This is a genomic window from Salipiger sp. PrR002 (assembly GCF_010500775.1).
GTDB lineage: Bacteria > Pseudomonadota > Alphaproteobacteria > Rhodobacterales > Rhodobacteraceae > Salipiger.
Window position 1 is genome coordinate 334,816 of record NZ_JAAGOU010000001.1, and the last position, 25,053, is coordinate 359,868.

At 66.9% G+C, this 25,053-nt stretch carries 24 protein-coding genes; 13 read left to right on the plus strand and 11 right to left on the minus strand.

Translation table 11 applies throughout. From position 1 onward, the window contains the following. Positions 1 to 13: 13 nt before the first annotated feature. The 3 genes from G0A00_RS01630 to miaA all read right to left on the minus strand — a co-directional run bounded on the left by G0A00_RS01630 (position 14) and on the right by miaA (position 3,552). On the minus strand, positions 14 to 1,684 hold the full coding sequence (locus tag G0A00_RS01630) for an ABC transporter substrate-binding protein (protein WP_164181552.1): 1,671 nt from the start codon (positions 1,682 to 1,684) through the stop codon (positions 14 to 16). Positions 1,685 to 1,795: 111 nt separating this feature from the next. Continuing rightward, entirely contained in the window at positions 1,796 to 2,662 is an 867-nt protein-coding gene (locus G0A00_RS01635; protein WP_164181553.1) for a helix-turn-helix domain-containing protein, read from the minus strand. After that, a complete protein-coding gene (gene miaA / locus G0A00_RS01640) occupies positions 2,659 to 3,552 on the minus strand; it encodes a tRNA (adenosine(37)-N6)-dimethylallyltransferase MiaA (RefSeq protein WP_164181554.1) in 894 nt (297 codons plus the stop codon). The genes G0A00_RS01635 and miaA overlap by 4 nt, the downstream gene beginning before the upstream one ends. 99 nt (positions 3,553 to 3,651) lie before the next feature. Between miaA and pyrH the strand changes: the two genes are divergently transcribed. Beyond that, positions 3,652 to 4,377 (plus strand): UMP kinase, encoded by a 726-nt coding sequence (gene pyrH, locus G0A00_RS01645; RefSeq protein ID WP_066100535.1) that lies wholly within the window; start codon positions 3,652 to 3,654, stop codon positions 4,375 to 4,377. A 72-nt stretch (positions 4,378 to 4,449) separates the two neighbouring features. Here the strand turns inward: pyrH and G0A00_RS01650 are convergent, their stop codons facing one another. Genes G0A00_RS01650 through G0A00_RS26320 form a run of 3 tightly spaced genes read right to left on the minus strand, consistent with a single transcriptional unit; the run spans position 4,450 to position 7,179 of the window. Continuing rightward, positions 4,450 to 5,376 (minus strand): site-specific tyrosine recombinase XerD, encoded by a 927-nt coding sequence (locus G0A00_RS01650; protein WP_164181556.1) that lies wholly within the window; start codon positions 5,374 to 5,376, stop codon positions 4,450 to 4,452. Further along, complete coding sequence (locus tag G0A00_RS01655; RefSeq protein WP_164181557.1) at positions 5,373 to 7,040, minus strand: hypothetical protein; 1,668 nt, start codon at positions 7,038 to 7,040, stop codon at positions 5,373 to 5,375. Before G0A00_RS01655 ends, G0A00_RS01650 begins: the two co-directional genes overlap by 4 nt. Beyond that, on the minus strand, positions 7,030 to 7,179 hold the full coding sequence (locus tag G0A00_RS26320) for a hypothetical protein (RefSeq protein ID WP_193789503.1): 150 nt from the start codon (positions 7,177 to 7,179) through the stop codon (positions 7,030 to 7,032). The genes G0A00_RS01655 and G0A00_RS26320 overlap by 11 nt, the downstream gene beginning before the upstream one ends. Positions 7,180 to 7,273: 94 nt before the next feature. Between G0A00_RS26320 and G0A00_RS01660 the strand changes: the two genes are divergently transcribed. Next, positions 7,274 to 7,849, plus strand: coding sequence for a shikimate kinase (locus tag G0A00_RS01660; RefSeq protein ID WP_066106534.1), 576 nt, complete (start codon positions 7,274 to 7,276; stop codon positions 7,847 to 7,849). Further along, positions 7,846 to 8,976, plus strand: a complete 1,131-nt coding sequence (gene aroB, locus G0A00_RS01665; RefSeq protein ID WP_164181558.1) for a 3-dehydroquinate synthase — start codon at positions 7,846 to 7,848, stop codon at positions 8,974 to 8,976. The genes G0A00_RS01660 and aroB overlap by 4 nt, the downstream gene beginning before the upstream one ends. 202 nt (positions 8,977 to 9,178) lie before the next feature. On the opposite strand, the gene G0A00_RS01670 is transcribed toward aroB, so the two are convergent. After that, positions 9,179 to 9,406: a DUF1127 domain-containing protein gene (locus G0A00_RS01670; protein WP_066100525.1), complete on the minus strand. Its 228-nt coding sequence runs from the start codon at positions 9,404 to 9,406 to the stop codon at positions 9,179 to 9,181. A gap of 70 nt (positions 9,407 to 9,476) precedes the next feature. Here G0A00_RS01670 and G0A00_RS01675 point away from each other — a divergent pair, with 70 nt between their 5' ends. The 5 genes from G0A00_RS01675 to G0A00_RS01695 all read left to right on the plus strand — a co-directional run bounded on the left by G0A00_RS01675 (position 9,477) and on the right by G0A00_RS01695 (position 14,222). Further along, a complete protein-coding gene (locus G0A00_RS01675; RefSeq protein WP_164181559.1) occupies positions 9,477 to 10,904 on the plus strand; it encodes a PLP-dependent aminotransferase family protein in 1,428 nt (475 codons plus the stop codon). Positions 10,905 to 11,083: 179 nt separating this feature from the next. Then, positions 11,084 to 11,542 carry a 50S ribosomal protein L13 gene (rplM, locus tag G0A00_RS01680; RefSeq protein ID WP_066100519.1) on the plus strand — a complete coding sequence of 153 codons (459 nt, stop codon included), beginning with the start codon at positions 11,084 to 11,086 and terminating at the stop codon, positions 11,540 to 11,542. A 2-nt stretch (positions 11,543 to 11,544) separates the two neighbouring features. Continuing rightward, on the plus strand, positions 11,545 to 12,033 hold the full coding sequence (gene rpsI / locus G0A00_RS01685; RefSeq protein WP_066100516.1) for a 30S ribosomal protein S9: 489 nt from the start codon (positions 11,545 to 11,547) through the stop codon (positions 12,031 to 12,033). Positions 12,034 to 12,120: 87 nt separating this feature from the next. Further along, the gene (locus G0A00_RS01690; RefSeq protein ID WP_164181561.1) at positions 12,121 to 13,041 is read left to right on the plus strand and encodes a hypothetical protein; all 921 of its coding nucleotides are present in this window, start codon (positions 12,121 to 12,123) and stop codon (positions 13,039 to 13,041) included. 35 nt (positions 13,042 to 13,076) lie between these two features. Further along, the gene (locus G0A00_RS01695) at positions 13,077 to 14,222 is read left to right on the plus strand and encodes a glycosyltransferase (protein WP_164181563.1); all 1,146 of its coding nucleotides are present in this window, start codon (positions 13,077 to 13,079) and stop codon (positions 14,220 to 14,222) included. A gap of 31 nt (positions 14,223 to 14,253) precedes the next feature. Here G0A00_RS01695 and G0A00_RS01700 read toward each other — a convergent pair whose 3' ends face one another. Genes G0A00_RS01700 through metA form a run of 4 tightly spaced genes read right to left on the minus strand, consistent with a single transcriptional unit; the run spans position 14,254 to position 17,695 of the window. After that, a complete protein-coding gene (locus G0A00_RS01700) occupies positions 14,254 to 14,871 on the minus strand; it encodes a TetR/AcrR family transcriptional regulator (protein WP_164181565.1) in 618 nt (205 codons plus the stop codon). Further along, entirely contained in the window at positions 14,864 to 15,733 is an 870-nt protein-coding gene (ppk2, locus tag G0A00_RS01705) for a polyphosphate kinase 2 (protein WP_164181567.1), read from the minus strand. Before ppk2 ends, G0A00_RS01700 begins: the two co-directional genes overlap by 8 nt. 54 nt (positions 15,734 to 15,787) lie before the next feature. Beyond that, positions 15,788 to 16,732 (minus strand): alpha/beta fold hydrolase, encoded by a 945-nt coding sequence (locus G0A00_RS01710; protein ID WP_164181569.1) that lies wholly within the window; start codon positions 16,730 to 16,732, stop codon positions 15,788 to 15,790. Between the two features lie 3 nt (positions 16,733 to 16,735). Next, entirely contained in the window at positions 16,736 to 17,695 is a 960-nt protein-coding gene (metA, locus tag G0A00_RS01715) for a homoserine O-succinyltransferase (protein WP_066100497.1), read from the minus strand. Between the two features lie 282 nt (positions 17,696 to 17,977). Between metA and G0A00_RS01720 the strand changes: the two genes are divergently transcribed. The 5 genes from G0A00_RS01720 to G0A00_RS01740 all read left to right on the plus strand — a co-directional run bounded on the left by G0A00_RS01720 (position 17,978) and on the right by G0A00_RS01740 (position 25,018). Further along, a complete protein-coding gene (locus G0A00_RS01720; protein WP_164181571.1) occupies positions 17,978 to 19,015 on the plus strand; it encodes an alcohol dehydrogenase catalytic domain-containing protein in 1,038 nt (345 codons plus the stop codon). A gap of 49 nt (positions 19,016 to 19,064) precedes the next feature. Beyond that, positions 19,065 to 19,733 carry a phosphoribosylformylglycinamidine synthase subunit PurQ gene (gene purQ, locus G0A00_RS01725; RefSeq protein WP_164181573.1) on the plus strand — a complete coding sequence of 223 codons (669 nt, stop codon included), beginning with the start codon at positions 19,065 to 19,067 and terminating at the stop codon, positions 19,731 to 19,733. Positions 19,734 to 19,779: 46 nt separating this feature from the next. Further along, positions 19,780 to 21,543 carry an ATP-binding protein gene (locus tag G0A00_RS01730; RefSeq protein ID WP_164181575.1) on the plus strand — a complete coding sequence of 588 codons (1,764 nt, stop codon included), beginning with the start codon at positions 19,780 to 19,782 and terminating at the stop codon, positions 21,541 to 21,543. A 70-nt stretch (positions 21,544 to 21,613) separates the two neighbouring features. Continuing rightward, positions 21,614 to 22,948 carry a sigma-54 dependent transcriptional regulator gene (locus G0A00_RS01735; RefSeq protein WP_066100488.1) on the plus strand — a complete coding sequence of 445 codons (1,335 nt, stop codon included), beginning with the start codon at positions 21,614 to 21,616 and terminating at the stop codon, positions 22,946 to 22,948. 213 nt (positions 22,949 to 23,161) lie between these two features. Further along, complete coding sequence (locus G0A00_RS01740; RefSeq protein ID WP_164181577.1) at positions 23,162 to 25,018, plus strand: bifunctional diguanylate cyclase/phosphodiesterase; 1,857 nt, start codon at positions 23,162 to 23,164, stop codon at positions 25,016 to 25,018. The last annotated feature ends 35 nt before the right edge of the window (positions 25,019 to 25,053 follow it).

A 25,053-nucleotide genomic window follows, 5' to 3' on the forward strand; every position in this document is an offset into this window, starting at 1 on the left:
AAGTCCCGAGCCGCTAGACCTTTAGCCCCAGCTTGTAGAGATGGATCTCGAAGGAGGGGTGCATCTCGGCGCCGGTGACGCCGGGACGGACGTGCCGGTAGAGCGAGCGCCAGAATGGCTGCACGATCACCGCGTCCTCCTGCAGCTTGCGCTCGATCCGCGCCATGATCTTTTGCCGCGCCTCGGCATCGGCGATGGTCAGCGCCTCGGCAACCAGCGCGTCGAACTCAGGCGAGGCATAGCCCGTCTCGTTCCACGCCTCGCCAGAGCGATAGGCCAGCGCCAGAACCTGAATGCCAAGCGGGCGGTGGTTCCACTCGGTGATCGACAGCGGGTATTCCTTCCACGCCTGCCAGAAGGCGGAGCCGGGCAGCACCTTGCGGCTCACCTTCAGCCCCGCATCGCGCAGCATGGCGCTACAAGCGTCGCCAGTGCGCCGCGTGAGGCCATCGTCCAGCGTCACCAACTCGTGCTCCACATCCGCAAGCCCGGCCTCTTCGGCCAGCGGCAGGGCGCGGGTCGGGTCGTATTCGGTGGGGCCAACCTCGGCGTAATCGGGGTGCACCGGGGCCACATGGTGGTTCTCGGCCAGCGTGCCCAGCCCTTCGTGGCCAAGCTCCAGCGCAATCTCATTGCTGATCGCCAGTTGCAGCGCCTTGCGCATCTTGGGCTCGGCATAGACCGCGCGTCCGTCCACCAGCGCGTTCTGATTGCCCCGCAGCACCACCGTCGCGCCGGTGACCACTTCGGAACGCTCCCAGCCCAATGTGTCCGCGCGTTCGATGAAGGCCCCGACATTCTCGTAGAGCATGTCGATCTCGTCATTTTGCGCCGCCTGAAGCCAAGCGGCGGGATCGGTGCCATAGTCGATGAACTCGATCCGCTCGAGCGTGGCGCCGCCCCAGCCCTCGGCCTGCTCTCCCCACCAGTTGTGCGCGTGGTTGCGCACCAGCGCGGCGCGCTCGTTGGGCACGACGGCCTCGGGCAGATAGGGGCCGGTGCCGATGGGGTTCGAGAGCATGGTTTCGGGGTCGTGGCTTTCGTGCACGCAGGCGGCGGGATAATCCGACAGCCCGACCATCAGCGCCACATCGGGGTAGGCCAGATGCAGCCGCAGGGTCAGATCGTCGATCACCTCGACGGCGGTTTCGGCCAGTTGCTCTGTCTGCGGATCAAGCAGCGCGGCAAGGCGGCCCGCCATAGAATTGCCCTCGACGCTGCGGTCGCACCAATAGGCCATGAGACGCGCCACATCGGCAGAGGTGAAAGGCTCGCCGGTGGTCCATGTCACGCCGGGGCGGATGTTCAGAAGATAGCTGGTGGCATCCTCGCTGGCCTCCCAACTGTCCAGCAGCATGCCGCGCAGACTGCCATCGCGGCTGTATTCGACGAGATATTCCAGCCACCCGCGCGAGACATTGGCGATCTCGGACCAATCGTAGCGGCGCGGGTCCTTGAGCGGGCGCACCTCCATCTGGATGCGCAGCGTGTGGCCCGAGGGGGTGGTGCTGCCGTCCTCTTCGGCATGTGCCGCGCCGATCATCGCGCGCGCCGCCAGCGCCGAGGTGCCAAGCGCGGTCACGCGGGTCAGAAACTCGCGCCGGGACACGCGGCCGCGCCGGAAATCGCGCAACTCCTGCTGCGTGGCGGGATGAATCCACGGCACGCTGCGTGCTCGGCTCATTGTCGTCTCCCCTTCAACGATCGTCTGCCGCATCTCTATGCCGCGCTATTGCGCCTCAAATGCGGCGGCGCGTCAATCATCTAACGCCCCGGCGGGCGGTCTCAATTCCGGTCAGAAGCGGCGGATGGCGCGCGCTCCGGGGCGCCCGCTCATCGGCGTGCGGCGCACAGGAGGCACCCCGGCGCGCAGGTCGCTGGGTGTCTGGCCGGTCTGCTTGCGGATGAAGCGCGAGAAATAGGCCGCGCTGGCAAAGCCCAGCGAGGCGGCGATATTGGCGATGGCGGGCTCGGGCTCTGCCAGCAGGCGATGCGCCTCGTGCAATTTGCGCTCGGAGAGCATGCGCTGCGCCGAGCGCCCGCAGGCGGCGCGGCAGGCGCGGGTGAGATGCGTGCCGGTGACGCCCAGTTCGGCGGCCATGTCGCCGGGACCGTCGGGGCTGCGGAAGCGCGCCACCACCGAATGCGAATAGGCCTGCGCAAGGCGCTGCGCCGCGGTTTCCTCGGGCTGGTCGCTGCTGCCTTGCGCGCTCTGGCGGCGCAGCCAGACCGCGGCGAGCCGCAGTTGCGCGTCCAGCGCCTCATCCATGAAGGGCCGCGCCTGCGTGATCTCGCGCTGGATCGTCTCCAGCACCGAGGTCAGTTCCGCCTGCGCCAGTGCCTCGCGCACCCGAAGGTGCAGCGGCGCGTCCGGAAACTGCGCGCCGCCGGGCTGCGGTGCGGGCGCATGCAGGATGAGCGCAAGGCTCTGCGGTGCCAGATCAAGCGCGAAGAGCGCCCGCGGCGGAATGAACACGGCGTTATGCGTGCCAAGCCCGCGGCGGCGGCCATCAAGGGTGATCTTGCCCTGTCCGCGGGTGAGCCACAGCAGGGTGATCTCGTCGCGGTCGTGCAAGAGGCCATAGCGCCACGCCGGTTGCTGTCCGGGCGACAGCAGCCGCACCGTGCCTTCCGGCGACTGTAGGAGCGATTGCGGGCTCATGCCGAGGCTCCATCCGGGCTGTAGGCGGGCCAGGATTTCATCCGCGCGCGGAACCACGTGCGCTGGCGCTTGGCGAACTGCCGGGTGAGGATCGTCGCGCGCTCGCAGGCGTCCTCGAGGCTCATCTCTCCGCGCAGATGGGCAATCAACTCGGCGGCCCCGATGGCCTTGGCCGAGGGCAGATCGGGCCGCCAGCTGGCAAGGTTAGCGCGCGCCTCGTCAAGCGCGCCGCCCTCGACCATCAGCGTGAAGCGGCGGGCGATGCGGTCGTTGAGCCACTCTTTGGGGGCGTCAAAGACGATGGGCTGCGCCTGCGCCAGCGGCAAAAGCGGTGGCGGTGTCTCGGCCTGCCATGCGGCGATGCCGCGCCCGGTGGCGCTCAGCACCTCCCACGCGCGCTGCACCCGCATCGGGTTGCAGGTGTCGATCCGGGCGCGGGTCTCGGGGTCGAGTTCGGCGACCATCGCGGCCAGCTCGCCCGCCTCCAGCCGCGCAATGGCGCGGGCGCGAATCTCTGGCGGGGTTTCGGGAATCGCCGCCAGTCCCTCGGTCAGCGCCGAAAAATAAAGCCCCGTGCCGCCGGTGATAATCGGCCGTGCCCCGGCCAGCAGCGGCTGCAGATCGCGCAGCCAATCGCCCACGGAATAGGCCCGGCTGCCCGGAACATGGCCATAGAGCAGATGCGGCGCGCGGGCTTCATCCTCGGCGGGCGGGCGCGCGGTGAGCACGCGCCAGTCGTCAAAGACCTGTATGGCATCGGCGTTGATCACCACGCCCCCGGCGGTTTCGGCAATCTCCAGCGCGAGGGCGGATTTGCCGCTGGCCGTAGGGCCTGCGATCAGCACCGGCAGTTCCGGATCGGGCGCGAATTTTTTCACCAGATCTGACACCGGTGCTCCTTGTCATTGATCCGGCGCACGGCATTGCAGGCCGGGGGATTTTCCGTCACATATAGCCGGAATTTGGATCCTGCACAGACGGAGCGCAACATGACCGAGCAGCCCCAGACCACCTTCAAACGTGTGATGCTGAAAATCTCGGGTGAGGCGCTTATGGGCGACAGGGGCTACGGCCTCAACCCGCAGACCGTCGAACGGATCGCCCGCGAGGTAAAATCCGTTCACGATATGGGTGTAGAGATCTGCATGGTGATCGGCGGCGGCAACATCTTCCGCGGCCTCGCTGGCTCGGCACAGGGGATGGAGCGGACCACCGCCGATTATATGGGCATGCTGGCCACGGTGATGAACGCGCTGGCGATGCAGTCGGCGCTGGAAGAGCTGGGCGTGTTCACCCGGGTGATCTCGGCAATCCGCATGGACGAGGTGGCCGAGCCCTACATCCGCCGCCGCGCCGTGCGCCACCTCGAGAAGAAGCGGGTCTGCATTTTCGCTGCGGGCACCGGCAACCCTTATTTCACCACCGACACCGCCTCGGCGCTGCGCGCCAACGAGATGGCCTGTGAGGCGATCTTCATGGGCAAACAGGTGGATGGCATCTACGACAGCGACCCCAAGACCAACCCCGAGGCCAAGCGCTATGATCGCATCACCTATGATGATGTGCTGCGCGACAACCTGAAGGTCATGGATGCCTCGGCGATCGCGCTGGCGCGTGACAACAAGATGCCGCTGATCGTCTTCTCGCTGAACGAGCCGGGCGGGTTCCGGGGCATTCTGGCGGGCGAGGGCACCTATACCGAGGTGCACGCTTAATCTTGCAGGGCTGAGGCGGGGGCGCTGCCCCCGCACCCCCGGGATATTTTCGTCTAGACGAAGGTGGGGGGATCAGTCTCTTGCCAGCGGGTGGTGGTCCATCACCAGATCGCGCAGGCGCTCTTCCAGAACATGGGTGTAGATCTCGGTGGTCGCCACATCGGCGTGGCCGAGGAAGGTCTGGATGGCGCGCAGGTCAGCGCCATTGGCCAGAAGATGCGTCGCGAAGGCGTGGCGCAGCGTGTGCGGCGTCACCTTCGCCGGGGACACCCCGGCGGCAACCGCGATATCCTTGATCATCACGTAGAACGCATGGCGGGTCAGATGCCCGGCCTTGCCGCGCGAGGCAAAGAGAAAGCCCGACGCGGGCTTGCCTTCCGCCTTCGCCAGCGCCTCGCGGGCGTCGCGGCGTTCGAGCCAGATGGCCAGCGCCTCGCGCGCGGGGGCCGAGAGCGGCACCATTCGTTCCTTGCCGCCCTTGCCGCGGATCAGCAGCATCCGCGGATCGCCCCGCGCCGCCGAGAGCGGCAGCGTCACAAGCTCGCTCACCCGCATCCCGGTGGCATAGAGCAGTTGCATCAGGCACGCGTTGCGCAGCCGGTCGTCGGCGGTGCGGCCATGGGTCTCGGAAGCGTCGAGCAGCCGGTCCACTTCTTCGGTGCTGAGCGTCTTTGGCAGGCGCTTCGGACGACCGGGGCCAGAGATCTGCACCGCCGGGTTGTCGCCCCGCAGCCCTTCTTCAAAGGCGAAACGGTAGAGCTGCTTGATCGACGACAGCCGCCGCGCGCGAGTCGACACCGCGAGCCCGTCGGCCTCGCAGGCGATCAGATATTGCTCGACATCAGCGCGCTCGGCGCTGGCCAGATCGCGGCCACGGGCGGCGAGCCACGCGGTGAAATCCGCCAGATCGCGGGCATAGGCCGAGCGCGTGTTGTCGGCGGCGCCGCGTTCGGCGGCCTGCGCTTCGAGGAACGCCGAAACCCAGTTCGTCGCGCTCACAGCGGGGCTCCTTCGTCCGCGAGGATGAGTTGCTGGATCGCGGCGCGGCGCGCCGTGTCTTCGAGTCCGACGCGGCGCAGCGTCGCCAGCGCGCCGGTCAGATCGGCGTGATTGCCCTCGGCGCCGGACCCAAAGAGGGCGATGGCGCGCAGCACGGTCTCGCCCAGCTTGCCCTCTTGCAGCAGCGCCTCAAGCTCGGGCGGCACCTCTGCATCGGGGCGCCAGGCTTCGGCCACCGCCTGCGCGGCGGGGCTGCGCGGCATTGCTTCGGGCGTGTCGCCCTTCGCGACGGCGGCAACGGTTTCCATCAGCCCGGACTGCGGAGCCAGCGCGCGCGCGGCGGCCTCATAGTCGGGCGAGAGCAGCGCGGCGCGCCGGGCCAGCCCGGCGGCGCGGCCCTCAAGGGCGAGCCCGCTCAGGCGCGGGGCGTAAAGTTCGGCAAAGGGCACCAGCAGCCCGGCGCTGCGCATCTGCGGCCATGCGGCGATCAGCGCGGGGCCAATGAGGTCGGTGCGGCGGCCCTCCAGCGCGGCCTCCAGATCCTGAACCGAGGACACCCGGTCCCAAACCCCGCCAGAGGCGGCGGGCTCGCGGTCGGTGTAAATGCCCAAAAGCCGGTTGCCCGACAGCGTGCCGCGCCGCGCCAGCCGCTCGGCCGACAGGATCTGCGCGCGCCAGCCGCGGTTGCCCGACAGATCGGCGGCGGCGAACATCCGCGGCAGCGGCTGCGTCGGCAGCGCCTCTCCGATGCTTTCGAACAGGCGAAACTCCAGCGGCGTCGGGCGCGCGGGCGGGTTGAGCGGCGCAGAGGCATCGACCAGTTCGGGATCGAGGTGACGGGCCAGAAGCTCGGCATCGCGCCCATCGATTTGCCCAAGCGCCTCGGCGCTGCCGAAGACGGTGACCGAATGTTCCCAATTGCCGATCCGCGCGTCGCAATAGATTCGCGTGGGGATATCGTCCGACAGATAGGGCTGGCGCATCAGCGTGGCGCAGGGCGGAGAATCATCCCCGGCGATCAGCGCGAGGTCGAGCCAGCGCCGGAAGATCTCGGGCGACGAGGCGCCGCCAGCCTGTTCGACCAGCGCCAGCGCGGCATCCACCGCGCCTTCCTCGATCAGCCGGTCGATGCGCGCCACCAGCAGCGACGGTTTGCCCTGCGGCGCGTCGGCCTCGGCCAGAAGCAGCGTCAGCATCTGCGCGGAAAGCGCGGGCACCGCAGGTTCCACACGGGCGATGAGCGGTGCCAGTTGCGCCGCCTCGGACCCGGACCAGAGCGAGCGCGGCAGGCCGGTCATCGCCGTCGACAGCAGCCCCGCCGCCTCGGCGGAGGGCGCATCGAGCGTCGCGCTCTCGACCGCGGGGGAGGTGCCGGAGCGCGCCACTGGCGGCTCATCCTTGGGCAGCGCGCCAAAGGACGAACCGGGGGGCGAGCTGCGTCCGGGAAAGGCACGGCCTGAGGTCCCGCGCTCGGGCAGCGGATGCGGCACGCGCAGAGTGCCGGTCGCGGGCGCCTCTGGCAGCGGCATCGCGGCGCTTACACCGGGAACGCCAGACACAGCCGGGCCGGGCTTGAGCCAGTCGATGGCAGCAAGCGGGGCCTCGGCAGCGCCGAGCGTCGGGGCGCCCAGAAGCAGGGCGCTCAGAAGTAGCCTAGTTCGCATCAAGCTCCACGGGCTGGCGAATTTCCGTCTGGGGCGGCGAGAAATCCGCGCCGAAGTAGGGGCCCACATAGGCGTAAGCCACCAGCGCGATCGCCGCGAGGACGAGAAGGAAGAAAAGGGGTTTGAGGAGTCGTCCCATATGCTCGTTAGTCCTGCCTCATGTTTTTTGTCACTTATACCTAGCCTTTTCGGCAACGACACGTCATTCACGGCCTCAGGAGGCAGAATTGGCGATGCATGGCCGAGAAACAAGGGGATTGCACCCGAAGTTGAAAAAGACAGTTGTGCTGGTGGGCATGATGGGAGCAGGAAAATCGGCCGTTGGCCGGGCGCTCGCCTCTGCCCTGAACGTGCCGTTTCGCGATTCGGATGCCGAAATCGAGAAAGCGGCGAATATGACGATTGCCGAGATCTTCGCCCGCGACGGCGAGGCGTTCTTTCGGCGCAAGGAAAGTCAGGTGATCGAGCGTCTGCTCGACGCCCGCCCGGCGGTGCTGTCGACCGGGGGCGGGGCCTATATGGCCGAGGCGAACCGCCGGATGATCACCGAAAAGGGCGTCGCGGTCTGGCTCGATGCCGATCTCAAGGTGCTCTGGGGCCGGGTGCGCCACAAGGACACGCGTCCGCTGCTGCGCACGCCCGACCCGCTGGCCACGCTGACCGAGATCTATGAGCGCCGCGTGCCGATCTATGCGCTGGCCGATCTGGCGGTGACCTCGGAGCATGGGCTGTCGGTGGACAGTATGGCGCTGAAAGTGATCGAGACGCTGAAAACGCGGCCCGACGTATTGGAGGAATGCAGCGGATGAGTGATGCGGCTCTTTCGGGAACGGTACATGTGGACCTTGGCGCGCGCGCCTATGACGTGCGCATCGGCGCCGGGCTGCTGGCGCGGGCCGGGGCCGAGATCGCGCCGCTGCTGGGCAGCCGCAAACGCGTTGTGGTGGTCAGCGACGAGACCGTCGCCGCGGCGCATCTGCCGGCGCTGAAGGCGGGGCTCGCCGCCGAAGGCATCGCCTGCGAGGCGCTGAGCCTGACGCCCGGCGAGGCGACCAAATGCTGGCGCGAACTGGAGCATGTCACCGAATGGCTGCTGGCCCAGAAGGTCGAGCGGCGCGACGTGGTGGTGGCGCTCGGGGGCGGGGTGATCGGCGATCTGGTGGGGTTCTCCGCGGCGATCCTGCGCCGGGGCGTGCGCTTCGTGCAGATCCCGACCTCGCTGCTGGCGCAGGTCGACAGTTCGGTCGGCGGCAAGACCGGCATCAACTCGCCCGCGGGCAAGAACCTGATCGGCGCCTTCCACCAGCCCTCGCTGGTGCTGGCCGACATCGACGTGCTCGCCACGCTGGCGCCGCGCGACTTCCTCGCGGGCTACGGCGAGGTGGTGAAATACGGGCTGCTCGGCGATGCGACCTTCTTCCATTGGCTCGAGGACAATGCCGCCGGGCTGGTGGCACGCGATCCGCAGGTGCTGGCGCATGCGGTGAGCCGCTCGGTGGAGATGAAGGCCGAAATCGTGGTGCGCGACGAGACCGAGCAGGGCGATCGCGCGCTGCTCAACCTCGGGCACACCTTCTGCCACGCGCTGGAGGCAGCCACCGGCTATTCGGACCGGCTGCTGCATGGCGAGGGTGTGGCGATCGGCTGCGCGCTGGCCTTCGAGCTTTCGGCCCGCCTCGGGCTTTGCCCGCAGGAGGACCCGTCGCGGCTGCGGGCGCATCTGGCCTCGATGGGCATGAAGCGCGACCTCAGCGATATTCCCGGCGACCTGCCGGGGGCCGAGGCGCTCTTTGATCTCATGGGGCAGGATAAAAAGGTGCTCGACGGCGCCATTCGCTTCATCCTCGCCCGCGGCATCGGGCAGGCTTTCGTCACCGCCGATGTGCCGCGCGAGGCGGTGCTGGGCGTGCTGCGCGATGGGCTGGCCGCCCGCTGAACGGCGCCGCCGCGCCTATAAGGCGTATTTAAAAAGAGAAGAAGCCCGGGGAGTCTTGCTCATCCTCGGGCTTCTTCTCTTTAAAAATACGCATGGTGATCCTTTGCCGCCTTTGCGGCGGGCGGGCGCTTGGCGCCAGACACAAAAATGGCGCGAGGGGGTGCCTCGCGCCAAGTGGAAGAGGTTCCGTCAGGTCCGGGGATCAGCCCTGCCAGAACTTGCGGCGCGCCTCCCGGAGGGCGGCGGTCCGTTCCAATCCGACGTCACGCAGAAGATGGTCATCGAGCTCGAGCAGCGCACGGCGGGTGTGGCGGCGCTCGGACCATTTCGCGGTCACCACCGCAACGCGCAGCGCAATGGCCGCAAACGGCGGCAGCGGGCGCTGCGCGTCGAGATAGGCAAGAAGCGGGGCGTGGGCGGCATGTGCCATCGGTGTATCTCCAGTTTTGTATCGGTACAATTATCTTGATCTCATGCGATCATTGATACATTGTGCCCCAATGAGCGTCGAGAAAAACATTGTTACCGATACAATTTTCGAACTGTTCGAAAATCAGGCGTCGGCTCCGAAATATCGAATGCTGGCAGGTGCATTGCGGGATGGGATCACGCAGGGGAAGCTTGCCGCGGGCACGCGGCTTCCGCCGGTGCGGGAGCTTGGATGGCGGCTGGGGATGACCCCGGGGACCGTGGCGCGGGCCTATACAATCCTCACCGACGAGTCCGTACTGGTGGCGGAAGTGGGACGCGGCACCTTCGTGCGCGGCGCGCCGGAGACCGCGCCGCCGCTGCTGATCGAGAGCGGCCCGCGCGAGGTGACCCCCAGCGGCGATGCGATGGTGAGTCTCTTCACCGGGCGCATTCCGGATCTGGGGCAGGTGGCGCTGGTGCGCGAGGCGCTGGCCCGGATCTCGGCGCGGCCTTCGCCCGGTCTGATGGACTATCCCACCAGCCGCGCCTTTGCTCCGGCGCGTCAGGCGGCGCTGAACTGGCTGGCGGATGTGCCCATGGGGCAGGTGCATCACGAGGATGTGGTGCTCAGCCATGGAGCGCAGAACGGCATCTCGCTGGTGATGCAGGCGGTGCTGCGCGGGCGCCGTCCCGTCGTTCTGGTGGAGGAGCTGTGCTATCCCGGCTTCCGCCGCGCCGCCGAGCTGTTGCGCGCCGAGCCGGTGCCGGTGCCGATGGACGCGCAGGGGCTGCGGCCCGATGCGCTGGCGGAACTGGCACGCAAACATGAGGCGCAGCTGCTCTGCACCTCGCCGGCGATGCACAACCCCACCACCCATGTGACGCCGCCCGCGCGGCGGCGCGAGATCGCCACAGTCGCCCGCAGTTGCGGGCTGCACGTGCTGGAGGACGACAGCACCTTTCTGGGCGAGGCGCGCTGCGAGACCTATCGCGCGATGTTGCCGGAACAGGGCTGGTTCGTCTCGTCGATCTCCAAGACGCTGACGCCGAGCCTGCGGGTCGGCTTCGTCATTGCCCCACGGGCGCGGCGCGGCGATCTGCGCCGGGCGGCGGAATACGGGTTCTTCGGCCTTGCGCTGCCGCTGGCCGATCTGGTGACCGATCTGCTGAGCCGCCGCGAGACCCGCGAGATCGTCCGGGCCGTGCGCGAGCGCAACGCGCTCTATGTGCGCAGCGCGGTGAATTTCCTTGGCGGCCATGATATCACGTGGAACGAGGAGGCGCCTTTCGTCTGGCTGCGGCTTCCGGCGGGCTGGCGCGCCGCCGCCTTCTGCATGGCGGCGGAAGCCGAGGGGGTGCAGGTGCGGGCCGCCGAGGAGTTCGCCCTGCGCGACGCCTTCGCGCCGCATGCGGTGCGCATCGGCATGAACGGGCAGGTGCCGCTGCCCGAGTTCGAGGCCGCGATCCTGAAGCTGCGCAGGCTGCTGGACGATCCGCCCGAGCAAATCCTCGTCTGAGCGGGGGTGGGGGCTGAATATTTGTGGGGTATTTAGATACCGTTTTTTCAAGTTATTGTTTTTTAACGATTAATGCGGAAAGGTGGCGCTTGACTGTGTCGCGGGCATGCTTATAACCCGCCCATCGGAATTCGGGGCCCGCCGTGGCTCCTTTTTGAACAAGCTCAAGGGCAACCACGATGAAAACCTTCTCTGCGACTCCGGCAGACATCGAGAAGAAATGGATCGTGATCGACGCGGAAGGCGTCGTTCTCGGCCGTCTCGCCTCGATCGTTGCCATGCGTCTGCGTGGCAAGCACAAAGCCACCTTCACCCCGCACATGGACATGGGCGACAATGTCATCGTCATCAACGCCGACAAGGTGCAGATGACCGGCAAGAAGCGTGAAGAAAACTTCTACTGGCACACCGGCCACCCGGGCGGCATCAAGTCCCGCACGAAGGCCCAGATCCTCGAGGGTGCACACCCCGAGCGTGTGGTGTTCCAGGCCGTCAAGCGCATGCTTCCGGGCAACCGCCTGTCGCGTCAGCAAATGACCAACCTGCGCATCTACGCAGGCGCGGCGCACCCGCACGAGGCGCAATCGCCCGAAGTGCTGGACGTCAAGTCGATGAACAAGAAAAACACCCGGGTGTAATCATGGCCGAACAGATCAACTCTCTGGAAGAGCTGGGCACCGCTGCAGGCATCGAAGCTGCGCCCGAAACCGTCGAAGCCCCGCGTGAGCCCGTTCGTGACGAGCTGGGCCGCTCCTATGCCACCGGCAAGCGGAAGGACGCTGTTGCACGCGTCTGGATCAAGCCGGGCTCGGGCAAGGTCGTGGTGAACGGCAAGGAACAGGCGAAATACTTCGCACGTCCCGTGCTGCAGATGATCCTGCGTCAGCCCTTCACCGTTGCCGGTGTGGAAGACCAGTTCGACGTTTACGCGACCGTGAAAGGTGGCGGTCTTTCGGGTCAGGCCGGTGCGGTCAAGCACGGCATCTCGAAAGCACTGCAGCTTTACGATCCGTCGCTGCGTGGCGCTCTGAAAGCCGCAGGCTTCCTGACCCGCGACAGCCGCGTCGTCGAGCGTAAGAAGTTCGGCCGCCGCAAGGCACGCCGCAGCTTCCAGTTCTCGAAGCGCTGATTTTCAGCCTTCGGACGATTTGGATCGCGCCGGCCTTGTGTCGGCGCGATTTCTTGTTTCTGCGGGCATGTTTGCGGAGGAGGAGCCATGGCACGTCCATATCGCGTCTACTTTGTCTATACGCGCCGCAAGCGTGACACCGGCAGCACGGTGATGCGCGCCTTCCAACTGCGTGAAATGCTGGCGCAGCATGCCTCTGCGCGCATCGAGGCGGGGCTGATCGAGATGCCCGAACGCGCCGACGGTTTTGCCGCACAAGAACGCTGGGTGCTGTCGCTGCCGCGCGATGCGGTCTATGTGATCTCGAAGACCGCAGTGCGCAAACTGTCGTCCCGCGCGGCGCATCTGCTGCGCTGGTGGGGACGGGGTCTGTGTTTCGACCATGTCGACGAGCCGCAGGACCGGATGCGCTTTGCCGGTGCCGACCTGCACCTTAGCTGTTCCTTCACCCAGCAAGATGCGCTCTCGGCCCGGCCCGAGCTGGCCGGACGCGTGCGGCTGGTGCATCACCATGTGGATCCCGAGATTTATCGCTTGCCGCAGGCGCAGCAGGCGCAGTTCGCGGCGCTCTATCTGGGCGATCCGCTAAACACCGAAGTGCCGCCGGAAATCGCGGCGGAGGTCACGCAATTGCCCGCCAGCACGCGGGCCGAGTTCGAAGCGGCGCTGCCGCGCCTGCCGGAGTACAACCTGCATTTCTGTGCGCGCCGCTTTCGGGCCGGACAGGAGGGCGCCTTCAAGCCTTTCCTCAAGGGCTTTACCGCCGCGGCGCTGGGAGCCGTGGTGCTGGCCAGCCGTGACACCGAGGACGCCGAGCGGTTTCTTGGCGCGGATTATCCGTTCTTTTTCGATTGCGGCGAGGCTCCGGCGGTGCTGGAACGGGCGCGCGATGCGTTTGGCGGTCCGGTCTGGACAGAGGCGCGTGCGCGTATGGCCGCGATGGCCGAAGCGGTGCGGCCCGAGGCGATTGCAAATCAGCTGGCCAACGTCGTGGAAGAATTTTACTGAGCGCGGACGCGCCATGAACCAAGGAGCGCCCTGGCATGAAATCCTGCATCGTCGTCGGAACCTACCTGTCTCCGGGGCAGACCTTCGTCAACCGCCACATCCAGCACCTGTTTGGCGGCGCGACCTGCGTGATCGCTGACCGGCTGACCGAAGAAACCCCTGAAGACGGGCGCTTTTTCGAGATGTCGCCCGAAGACCGTCCCGCCACTGACAAGCTCATCCGTCCCTTTGCGCGCGGCCTCAACCACCTGCGCCACGGCTCCAGCCGCATGCCCTATGGCTCGGCGCGGCGCGGCGCTTTGCGCTTTCTGGCGCGGCACAAGCCGGACATGATCCTGTCCGAATTCGGCCCGCAGGGCGTGGCCATCGCCCCCATCGCCAACGCGGCCGGTATTCCGGTGTTCTGCTATTTCCGCGGCTCGGATGCCTCGTCGCGCATTCGCCATCCGCATGTGCAGCGCGCCTACAAAAAGATGATGCCGCGGCTGGCCGGGGTGTTCTCGGTGTCGCAGTTCCTGCTCGACAATCTCGCCTCGGTCGGTGTCAGCCATCCCAATTCGGTGGTCATCCCCTCGGGCGTGGACGTGCGGCGCTTCGTGCCGGGCGAGAAGCTGCCGGGGTCCTGCCTTGCGGTGGGGCGTTTCGTCGAAAAGAAGACGCCGCTGATGACCATCCGCGCCTTTGCCGAGGCCGCCCAACGCAACCCGCAGGCGCAGCTGACGATGATCGGCGACGGCGAGCTTTATGAGCCCGCCAAGGCGCTGGTGTCCGAGTTGGGGCTGCAGGATCGGGTGTCGCTGCCCGGCGCGCTGCCGCACGAAGAGGTGCGCGCGCATCTCGAACGCACCGAGGTCTTTGTTCAGCATTCGGTCACCGCGCGGAACGGCAATACCGAAGGGCTGCCGACCTCGATCCAAGAGGCCATGGCCGCGGGCTGCGTGGTGGTCTCGACCCGCCATGCCGGCATCCCAGAGGCGGTGCGCGAGGGGCAGACCGGCTATCTTGTCGAAGAGCACGATGAGGCAGGCTACACCGAGGCCGTGGCCCGCGCGGTTGCGCTGCCGCCCGAACAAAAGCGCCAGATGGGCGAAGAGGCGCGGCGCATCGCCATCGCCGATTACGACAACGCCGAGCTGCTGAAAAAGCTGGAAGCCGAGATTCGCCGCACGCTGGGGCGTTGAACAGCGCCGCAGAGGGCGCGCTGAGCGCGCCTTAGCTGTCAGGCGGAATGAGGCCGAGGCCACGCAGATAGATGCCGATGCCGGTCTCCAGCAGCTCGTCCGCAGGGAAGGGCGACTGGGTGCCCGGCGAGTTGCGCGCGAACAGCTCGACGACGCCGTGGCTCAGCGCCCAGACATGCGCCGAGAACATCGCCGCGGGCGGGCGCTTCTCGGGGGGGATGTGCTGCGACAGATCGCTCGCGGCCTTCTCCAGCACGCCGCGGGCATGGCGCGAGGCGGCGGCCAGCTCGGGCGAATGGTTCACCGAGATACCGCTTTCAAACATCGAGATGTAGTGGCCGGGATGGCGGCGGGCGAAGGCGAGATAGGCGCGGCCCGTGGCCTCGAAGGCCGCCAGCGCCGAGGGCTGGCCGCTGTCATAGGCGTATTGCATGAGATCGCCGAAGATCTCATAGCCCTGCCGCGCCGCCTCGGCGATCAGATCCTCACGGCCCGAGAAATGCCGGTAGACCGCGGCAGGCGTGACCCCGGCGCGTTTTGCCGCCTCCGACAGGGTAAAGCCCGTGGGGCCCTTTTCCTCGATCAGCTCCAGCGCGGCCTCGACCAGCGCCTGCCGCAGGTTGCCATGGTGATAGCCGCGTTTACCCATCCCAGACTTCGGGACCCCCGGCGATCTTCGCGTCGGGCACGCCAACGGCGGCCTCATCCTTGTTGTCGTAATCGAGATGGCTCAGCACGTGGCGGATGGCGGCGATGCGGGCGCGCTTCTTGTCGTCCGAGCGGATCACCGTCCAGGGCGCGGCGGCGGTGTGTGTGCGCGAGAGCGTCTCGCGGATCGCCGCGCCATATTCGTCCCAGAGCTTCAGCCCCTCGACGTCGATCGACGACAGTTTCCATTGTTTCAGCGGGTCCTGCTCTCGTGCAAGGAAGCGGCGCAGCTGCTCGGCCTGTCCGACGTTGAGCCAGAACTTGAACAGCTTGATGCCTTCCTCGACCAGCATCTTCTCAAAATCCGGCACCTGCGCAAAGAAATGCTCGCGTTGCGCCTCGGTGCAGAAGCCAAAGACATGCTCGACCACGCCGCGGTTGTACCAGCTACGGTCGAAGAAGACGATCTCGCCGCCCGCGGGCAGATGGTCGATGTAGCGCTGCAGATACCATTGCGTCGCCTCGGTGTCCGAGGGTTTCGACAGCGCCACCACGCGCGCGCCGCGCGGGTTGAGGTTTTCGCGGAAGCGTTTGATCGTGCCGCCCTTGCCCGCGGCGTCACGGCCCTCGAACAGAATGGCGATGCGATCGCCGCTGGCCTTCACATGGCGCTGCAGCTTCATCAGCTCGACCTGCAGCGCTTTCATCTGCTTGTCGTAGCTCTTGCCCTTCATCTCTTCGGAATAGGGATAGCTGTGCGAGAGGATGTCATCCTTGTCGGCGCGGCGGATGGCCTGTCGCACCTCCTTGGGAGCCTTCTTCTCGAAGAACGCGCTGATCGCGCCGTCGAAGGGCAGGGACACGGGGCTAGGTCCTTCTGATTGCGTCGTCTTCATCAATATGGGGCCAAGCGCCGGTCAGCGCAAACCCGCGCGCGCGGCGGCGCGGGCGATGGCGGCGTCCATCTGCGCGGGGCTGACATGCTGGGGCATATGGCCGACGCCGGGCAGGGTGACGAGGTTGGCGCGCGGGATCTGCGCCGCCGTCGGCACCGAATGGATCTGCAAGCCCACCGTGGTGTCGGCCTCGCCGTGGACCAGCTCTACCGGCAGATCGAGCGCCGGGTAGCGCGGGGCGAGGGCGCGGATCTCGGCCTTGAGGCTGGCGCGCTGGCGGGCGTTGGCCGCAAGGCTCTCGCGGCGCAGGGTCAGCGGCGCGCCGATATGCGCGGCATAGCCCGCGGGCACCGGGTTGGGCAGGAACACATCCTCGATGGCATCCTGCACGGCGCTGTCGGGCGCGAAAGCGGCAATGGCGGGATTGGCGAGCGGCGCGAGCGGCCCGGCGGTGATCTGATAAAAGAGCGGCAGCCCGCCCTCCCAAGGCTGCGAGGCGGCGCCCAGCAGCACCAGCGCGGACACGCTCTCGGGATGGTTCGCCGCCCAGGCCAGCGCCACGGCGCCGCCATAGGACTGGCCAAGCACGATGGGCCGCGCCGCGCCGAGTTGCCCGGCAGCGGACGACAGCAGCGCCGCCTGCTCGAAGATACTGTCGCCATCCGCCTCGGCCTCGGTGTAGCCAAGGCCCGGGCGGTCAAAGGCGATGACGCGATAGCGCGGGCTCAGCCGCTCGACCGCGTCAAAGGTCCAGTCACGCAGATTGCCGCTGGCGCCATGGATCAGAACCAGCGGCGGGCCGCTGCCCTTTTCCACGTAGTGCACCCGGCGGTCGCCGACCTGCAGGAACTGCCCCTCGGGCGGGAAGGCCGCCTCGGCGCCGCTGGCCTCGCGGCCCGCCTTGCTGCTGGTCAGCCCGCAGCCGGCCAGTGTCAGCAGCAGGGCGGGCAGCAGCATCTGCCACATGGCTCAGGCCCCGACCTTGGCAGCGGCGCGCCAGTCGGTGGACTCGCTGCCGATTCGCGCAACGTCGAACGGCGTGGTCATGTAGATCTCGGAGATCCAATTGGTGAACAGCAGATGCGCGTGGCTGCGCCAGCGGTTCAGCGGCTTCTGGCTCGGATCATCGCTGGGGTAGTAATTCGCTGGCACGTTGATCGGCTTGCCCGCCTCGACGTCGCGGTCATACTCGTCCTTCAGCGTGGTGCTGTCATACTCGAGGTGGTTGAAGATATAGAGCGCGCGATGCGCCTTGTCCTCGACCAGCGCCGGGCCGGTTTCCGGCGAGTGGATCAGCACCGGCAGGCCCGCCGCCTCGATCTCGTCGCGGCGCATCTCGGTCCAGCGCGACACCGGCATCACCATGTCATCCGAGAAGCCGCGCAGGAAGGGCGAGGCGGGGGCGAGGTTCTGATGGCGCACGCAGCCGAAGGCCTTGTGATCGAGGATGTGCTTCTTGATGCCGTGGAAATAGTTGATCATCGCCATGCCGCCCCAGCAGACGCCGAAGGTGGCGTGCACATGGGTCTGGCTCCACTCGAAGACCCGCTTGAGCTCGTCCCAATAGGTGACATCGGTGAACTCGAGATGCTCGATCGGCGCGCCGGTGATGATCAGCCCGTCGAACTTCTCGCCCGAGGCCTCGACCTCCGAGAACGGCCGGTAAAAGGCTTCCATATGTTCGGCGGCGGTGTTCTTGGTCTGATGCTCGCTCATGCGGATCAGCGAAAACTCGATCTGCAGCGGCGTCGCCCCGATGAGGCGCGCGAACTGGTTCTCGGTCTGGATCTTCTTGGGCATGAGGTTGAGCAGCGCGATGCGCAGCGGCCGGATGTCCTGCCGAGACGCGCTGTCCTCGGACATGACCATCACGCCCTCGCGCGAGAGCACGTTATAGGCGGGAAGGTCTTCGGGCAGCTTGATCGGCATGGAGTTTATCCTTTGGTCAGTTGCGCAGATGTATCGCCGCAGGGGCGTTTGCTCAAGAGGGGCGCGGGGAAGGGCCTGCGGCGCGGCAAGAGAGGGGGCTCTGCCCCCGCCCGCTGCGCGGGCTCCCCCGGGATATTTTCATCTAGACGAAGGGGGACGGTCTGCGCTTCGTCTAGATACAAATATCCCCGCCGGAGGCAGGCCGGACGGTACCGCCTTCGAGGGGCTTGTGTTTTCGCGTGGCCTGTCGTTCTGTGATCGCAGTTTTGGAGGAGATCATTCATGCGCGCCGCTGTCCTGAGAGAATACAACGCCGACCTGTCGATCGAGGAGGTGCCGATGCCGGCCTGTCCCGAAGATGGCGTGGTGCTGAAGGTGCTGGCCTGCGGGGTCTGCCGCTCGGACTGGCACGGCTGGTCGGGCGAGCATCCGCGGGTGAAGCCGGGGCAGATTCAGGGCCATGAATATTGCGGCGAGGTGGTCGAGGCAGGACCCGCCTCGCAATGGCAGGTCGGCGACAAGCTGGTGGCGCCCTTCATCCTCGCCTGCGGCACCTGTCCGCAGTGCCGCGAGGGGCAGCAGCACACCTGTTTTGACCAGCGCCTGCCGGGGTTCATCGAGCCGGGCGCTTTTGCCGAATATGTCGCCGTGCCGCGCGACTTCAATCTCGCGCGGCTCCCTGAGGGCATGTCGCCCACATTGGCCGCGGGACTTGGCTGCCGGGTGACCACCGCGTGGCATGCGCTCACCGGGCGCGCGGCGCTGCAGGGCGGCGAGTGGCTGGCGGTGCATGGCACCGGTGGTATCGGGCTTTCTGCCGCCATCCTCGGCCGCGCGCTGGGGGCGCATGTGGTGGTCGTCGATGTGGTGCAGGAAAAGCTGGATCACGCGCTGTCGCTGGGCATGGATGCGGCGGTGAACGCCGCCGAGGAGGACGCGGCGGCGAAGATCAAGGAGATCACCGGCGGCGGCGCGCATGTGAGCGTCGAGGCACTGGGCATCCCGCAGACCGTCAACGCCTCGATCCGCTGCCTGCGGCCCTTGGGGCGGCACGTGCAGGTGGGCATGCCTGTGGGGCATCACGCGGTGCAGGAGGTGGACATGAACGCCGTCTATATGGCCAATCTGGCGCTTTACGGCACCCGCGGCATGCCCTCGCATCGCTATCCGTCGCTGCTTGGATTGATTACGCGCGGAAAGGTGGATATGAGCCCGCTTATCGCGCGCGAGATTCCCCTCAGCCAGGCCGGGGCGGAACTGGCGGCGTTCAACGGGCCAACGCCTCCGGGTGTGGCCGTGATCACCGATTTCACCCGCTGACGCGGGGGCGGCGCCGCAGCGCGTCGCAAGGCCGTTCAGGAGAGTGCCCATGAAAGCCGCCGTCATCGTCTTCCCCGGATCGAACTGCGATCGTGATCTCAAGATGGCCTTCGAACAGGCCGGGCTGCAGGTCGAGATGGTCTGGCACAAGGACACTGCGCTGCCCGATGGCGTCGACATCGTCGGCCTGCCGGGCGGCTTTTCCTACGGCGACTACCTGCGCTGCGGCGCCATTGCCGCCAACTCGCCGATCTGCCGCGATGTGAAGGCCCATGCCGAGCGCGGCGGCTACGTCTTTGGAGTCTGCAACGGCTTTCAGATCCTCACCGAGACCGGGCTGCTGCCGGGCGCGCTGCTGCGCAACGCAAACCTCAAGTACATCTGCCGCACCATCGGCCTTGAGGTGGCGGAAAGCCAGTCGATCTTTACCCGTGGCTATGAGGCGGGCGAGCGGATCGGCATCCCGATCGCGCATCACGACGGCAATTACACCGCCGATGCCGCGACTCTGGACAGGCTCGAAGGCGAGGGCCGCGTGGCCTTCCGCTACACCGACAACCCCAATGGCTCGGACCGGGATATCGCGGGCATTCTTTCGGAAAACCGCCGTGTTCTCGGGATGATGCCGCACCCCGAGCGGGCCTGCGATCCGTCGCAGGGCAATGAGGACGGTGCGCGTCTTTTCGCCCATTTGACCGCCGCGCTGGCCGAGGCTTGACCGGCAACGCTTGAGAAGGCGGCACGCGGCGCGTAAATTGGGCGCCATGTCGGAGCCCGCCAACGATCAAAAAGACCGCAGGCGCTCGGGCCCGCTTAGCTGGCGGGTGCGGGCTGCCTTGATTGTACTGCTGGTTCTGGCGGTCAGCACGGTGTGGATCACCAACGTCCTGCTGACCGACCGCTCCACCGCCTCGACGCGCAACCGCGCCGAGCTGCGGCTGGCGCTCTACTCCGGCAACATCCTTTCCGAACTGCGCCGCAACGCCATCGTGCCGCAGCTTCTGGCGCGCGATCCGGCGCTGATCGGCGCGCTCAATTCCAATGACTTCAGCCAGTCGACGCAGCGCCTGATCTCTTACGTGGATGAGATCGGCGCCGCCTCGCTGATGCTGCTCGATCGCGACGGGCGCACCGTGGCGGCGACCGACCGCAACCGGCTGGGGCAGAACCATCGGGGCGAGGCCTATTACGTCGACGCGCTGCGCGCCAACACCACCGTCTTTACCGTGCAGGAGCGCGAGGCGGGCGGCTATGCCTTCACCTATTCGCGCCGGGTCGAAAGCCAGAATTCCGCCATCGGGGTGATCGTGGTCGAGGTCGATCTGGCCAAGTTCGAACGCGCATGGGCCGGGATCACCGATGCTGTCGCCGTGCTCGATTCCGAAGGCCACATCATTCTGGCGACCGAGCCGCGCTGGCGCGGGCTCACCATGGATGAGGCGCTGGCCCGCCAGCCCGCCGAGAACGCCATAGAGCGCGCCATCAAGGCCACCGCCGATTGGACCGCGCTGCCTGCTGACGCCTATCTGCGCGGCGAGGCGGTGATGCGGATCGACGGGCGTATCCCGTTCCGCGGCTGGACCATGGCGACTTTCACCACCTACGCCTCGGTGCGCGAGAAGGTGAACGCGGTGCTGGCGCTGGAGATCATGGCCTTTGCGCTGCTGGCGGCGCTGGCCTTCTACGCGCTGTCGCGCAAGACCGCGCTGCGCATGGCCTTGTTCCAGCGCGAGAGCGTCGAGCTGCGCGCGCTCAACGCCCGGCTGCAGCGCGAGATCGCCGAGCGCGAGAAGGTGCAGAAGGATCTCGCCAGCGCCGAGCAGACGCTGGAGCAAAGCTCGAAGCTCGCCGCGCTTGGCGAGATGTCCGCCGCGGTGAGCCACGAGCTGAACCAGCCGCTGGCAGCGATGAAGACCTATCTTGCCGGGGCGCGACTGCTGCTCAACCGCAACCGCCCCGAGGAGGCGCTGACCGCCTTTTCGCGCATTGATGATCTCATTGAGCGCATGGGCGCGATCACCCGCCAGCTGAAAAGCTATGCCCGCAAGGGGCAGGCCAATTTCGTGCCCGTCGACATGGGCGAGGCGCTGGCCTCGTCGCTGTCGATGATGGAGCCGCAACTCAAGGCGCGGCGGGTGCGGATCTCGAAGATCCTGCCCGATGTGCCGGTGCGGGTGATGGGCGACCGGATGCGGATTGAGCAGGTTCTGGTGAACCTGCTGCGCAACGCCATCGACGCAACGAAATCCGTGGCCAACCCCGAGATCGAGATCATCCTCGCCAGCGGCGAGACCGCGACGCTGAGCGTGCGCGATAACGGCCACGGCATCGAGGATCTCGATGCGCTGTTCGAGCCTTTCTACACCACCAAACAGCCCGGCGACGGCACCGGCCTCGGCCTTGCGATCTCTTCGGGGATCGTCGCCGATCTGGGCGGCCGTCTCACCGCTCGGAACGGAACCGAGGGTGGGGCTGTTTTCGAGATGCAATTGCCTATCTTGAACCAGAGCCACGCGGCGGCCGAGTGAGCCGCGCGCCATGACGAGTATGACACCGCGTAACGCGTAAGAAGACCACAACAAAAGGCGACCAGACCGAATGACCAAAGCCATGAAGATCGCCATCGTCGACGATGAAAAGGACATGCGCCAGTCGATCAGCCAATGGCTGGCCCTGTCGGGCTATGACACAGAGACCTATTCCAGCGCCGAAGAGGCGCTCGGCGCGGTCGGTGCCGATTATCCGGGGATCGTGATCTCTGACATTCGCATGCCGGGCATGGATGGCATCCAGCTGCTGCGCAAGCTCATGGGCAATGACAGCGCGCTGCCCGTCATCATGATCACCGGCCACGGCGATGTGCCGATGGCGGTCGAGGCGATGCGCATCGGGGCCTACGATTTCCTCGAAAAGCCCTTCAATCCCGATCGCATGTCGGAACTGGCGAAAAAGGCCACCAACGCCCGCCGCCTGACGCTCGACAACCGGGTGCTGCGGCGCGAGTTGTCGGACGGCGGCCAGCTGATGAGCAAGCTCATCGGCCAGAGCCCCGCCATGGAGCGGCTGCGCGAGGATGTGCTCGATCTGGGGCAGGCCGATGGCCATGTGCTGATCGACGGCGAAACCGGCACCGGCAAGACGCTGATCGCCCACGCGCTGCACGCGGTGGGATCGCGCGCGGGTAAGAAGTTCGTGCTGATCTCCTGCGCCGCGATGGATGAGGACGCGCTGATGCGCCGCCTCTTCGGCCCGATGCAGCCCGAGGACACCCGCCTGCCGGCGATCGAGGAGGCGCGCGGCGGCACGCTGGTGCTGGAAGACATCGAGAGCCTGTCGGACGCCTCGCAAGCGCGGCTGCTGTCGGTGATCAACGATCAGGGCACCCCGCCCGAGACCCGCATCGTCGCCATCTGCAACCTGCAGGACGAAGGCCGCACCTGCGAGACCGCGCTGCGCCCCGATCTTTACTACCGCCTCGCGGCGCTGAAGATCACGGTGCCGCCGCTGCGCCAGCGCGGCGAGGACATTCTGACGCTGTTCACCCGCTTCTCCGAGCAGTTCTCGGACGAATACGGCTGCGACGCGCCGCAGGTCTCGGCGCAGGAGGCGGCGCAGCTCTTGCAGGCGCCGTGGCCGGGCAACGTGCGCCAGTTGATCAACCTCGCAGAGCGCGCGGTGCTGCAATCGCGGCGCGGCACGGGCACCATCGCCTCGCTGCTGATGAACGATCACGAGGACATGCAGCCGGTGATGACCACCGAGGGCAAGCCGTTGAAAGAATACGTCGAAGCCTTCGAGCGGATGCTGATCGACAACACCATGCGCCGCCACAAGGGCTCGATCTCTTCGGTGATGGATGAGCTGTGCCTGCCGCGCCGCACGCTGAACGAGAAGATGGCCAAATACGGCCTGCAGCGCTCGGATTACCTCTGAGCAGGGCCCTTGATCAAGGGAAGGCCGCAGCCTTCGGTGTGCGGCTTGACCCTTCGATAGGGTGCCTCTGTTAACGGCTTATTAAGCTTTTCGCTAAAACCTAAAGAAACCTCCCGGTCCATCCGGGAGGTTTTTCTGCATTCAGCGGCCTCTGCGCTGCCGGTGTGATCCCATTTGGTTAACAAGTTTTGAACAAGCAGGAGGGGAGCGGATATGAACACTCTGCCGGATATGGCGCTTGGCGCCGAGGCCGGGCTTCCGGCGTCGGAGCTGGACGCGGTGCTTGATCGTCTTGGCGCGGCGGCGCTGCCGCTGACCGGGGCCGTGGCCTGTCGTATCGACCTGCCTGCGGAAATCGTCGGCCCGCGCGCCATATGTCTGGCCGCGCCGCTGAGCGGTGCATTGGCCGATCATATGCAGCAGATGGCACAGGCTCGGGTGCAGCCGCTTGCGAGCTCCGCGACACTGGGACGGTCCGCACCCGCTCTGGGGACTGCGCAAGACACGGCGAACACCACGCTGCAGGAGGTCGAGGGGACCTGCTATCGCTTCGTGCAGCGCAGCTTCACCGGCCCCTGCGGGCTTGTGCTGGGGGACATCCTGCTGGGCTTTGACGCCGCGCGCAGCGGCGCGGACGAGGCTGAACAGGCCGCGCTTCATTTCACCGCGCTTCTGGCGTCGCTGCTGGCCGAGCGTCGCGGCAAGCTGGCCATGGCGCGCGACATGGCGGCGCTGGGTCGCCATGCGGCGCATCTGCAGCAGCGTCTGCGCAAGGACCCTCTCACCGGGCTGGAAAATGCCACCTCCTTCGAGGCGGGGGTGCGCGATGATCTTGACGCCGGGCGCGGCGCGCAGGCGCTGGTGCTGTTCGACGTGGATCACTTCAAGGACATCAACGATCTGCATGGCCACCAGTTCGGCGACATCTACCTGCGGGCCATCGCCGGCGCGCTGAGCAGCAGCCTGCCCGCAAACGCGCGGATCGGGCGCATCGGCGGCGATGAGTTTGCCGCGCTGTTGCGGCTGCCGAGCGATCCCGAGCCCGCTCTGGCGAGCGCATTGCGCCGCTGTCAGGCCGCGCTTCAGGGGCTTGGCGAGAGTTTGGGTAAGCCCGAGGTCGGCGGCGTCAGCATCGGCGCGGCGCTGTTTCCAAGGCAGGCGGAAACCTATGACACGCTCTTCGAACTGGCCGATACGGCGCTCTATGCGGCGAAACGGGCCGGGCGCGGCGCCGAGATGCTGTTCGACCCGCGACGGCACCTGCGGTTCAGCCTGCGTGAACTGATGCGCAATTTCTCGGGCGCTCTCGCTGCTGGCGAGGTGCGCCCGGTGTTTCACCCTGTGGTCGATCTGGCCACCGGGGTCTGCACCGGCTACGAGGTGCTGGCGCGCTGGCAGGCGCCCGGCGGTGATATGGTGGGGCCCGAGCTTTTCTCGCCGATCTTCGAAAGCCCGGTGCTTGCCGAGCAGTTGACGCGCAGCATGATCGGGCAGGCCACCGAATGGCTGAGCCGCCTGCCGCAGCGCTGCCGCGCCGAAGGCCAGCCGCTGCGCATCGGGATCAATGTCACCCGTTTTGATCTGTGCAACCGCAGTTTTGCCGACGATCTCGCGCGGCTGCTGGCGGATTTCGGTCTGAGCTGGGAGGCGCTGGTGATCGAGGTGCCCGAGACGGTGATGCTGGGCGAGACCGGCGGCAATGTGTTCGAGGCGCTCCGTGATCTGCGGGCGCGCGGTGCCAAGATCGCCCTCGACGATTTCGGCACCGGCTATGGCAGCCTGCGCCACTTGGGCACATGGCCGATCGACATGCTGAAGATCGACTGCCAGTTCGTGCAAGGCCTGAGCGCGCGCCCGCGCGACCGCGCCGTGGTCGACGCGATCCTGAGCATGGCGCGCCGCTTCGGGTTCCGTGTGGTGGCCGAGGGGATCGAGACGCCGGGACAGCTCAGCTACCTGCGCGCCATGGGCTGCGATGCGGGGCAGGGTCATCTGATTTCCGCGCCGCTGAGCATAGAGGAACTCGCCTCGGCACCGTCGGTCTATCCGCTGAGCGGCGTCGAAGCCTAGCCCCGGCCAGAGACGCCAGTTATTCACGCCTGTCA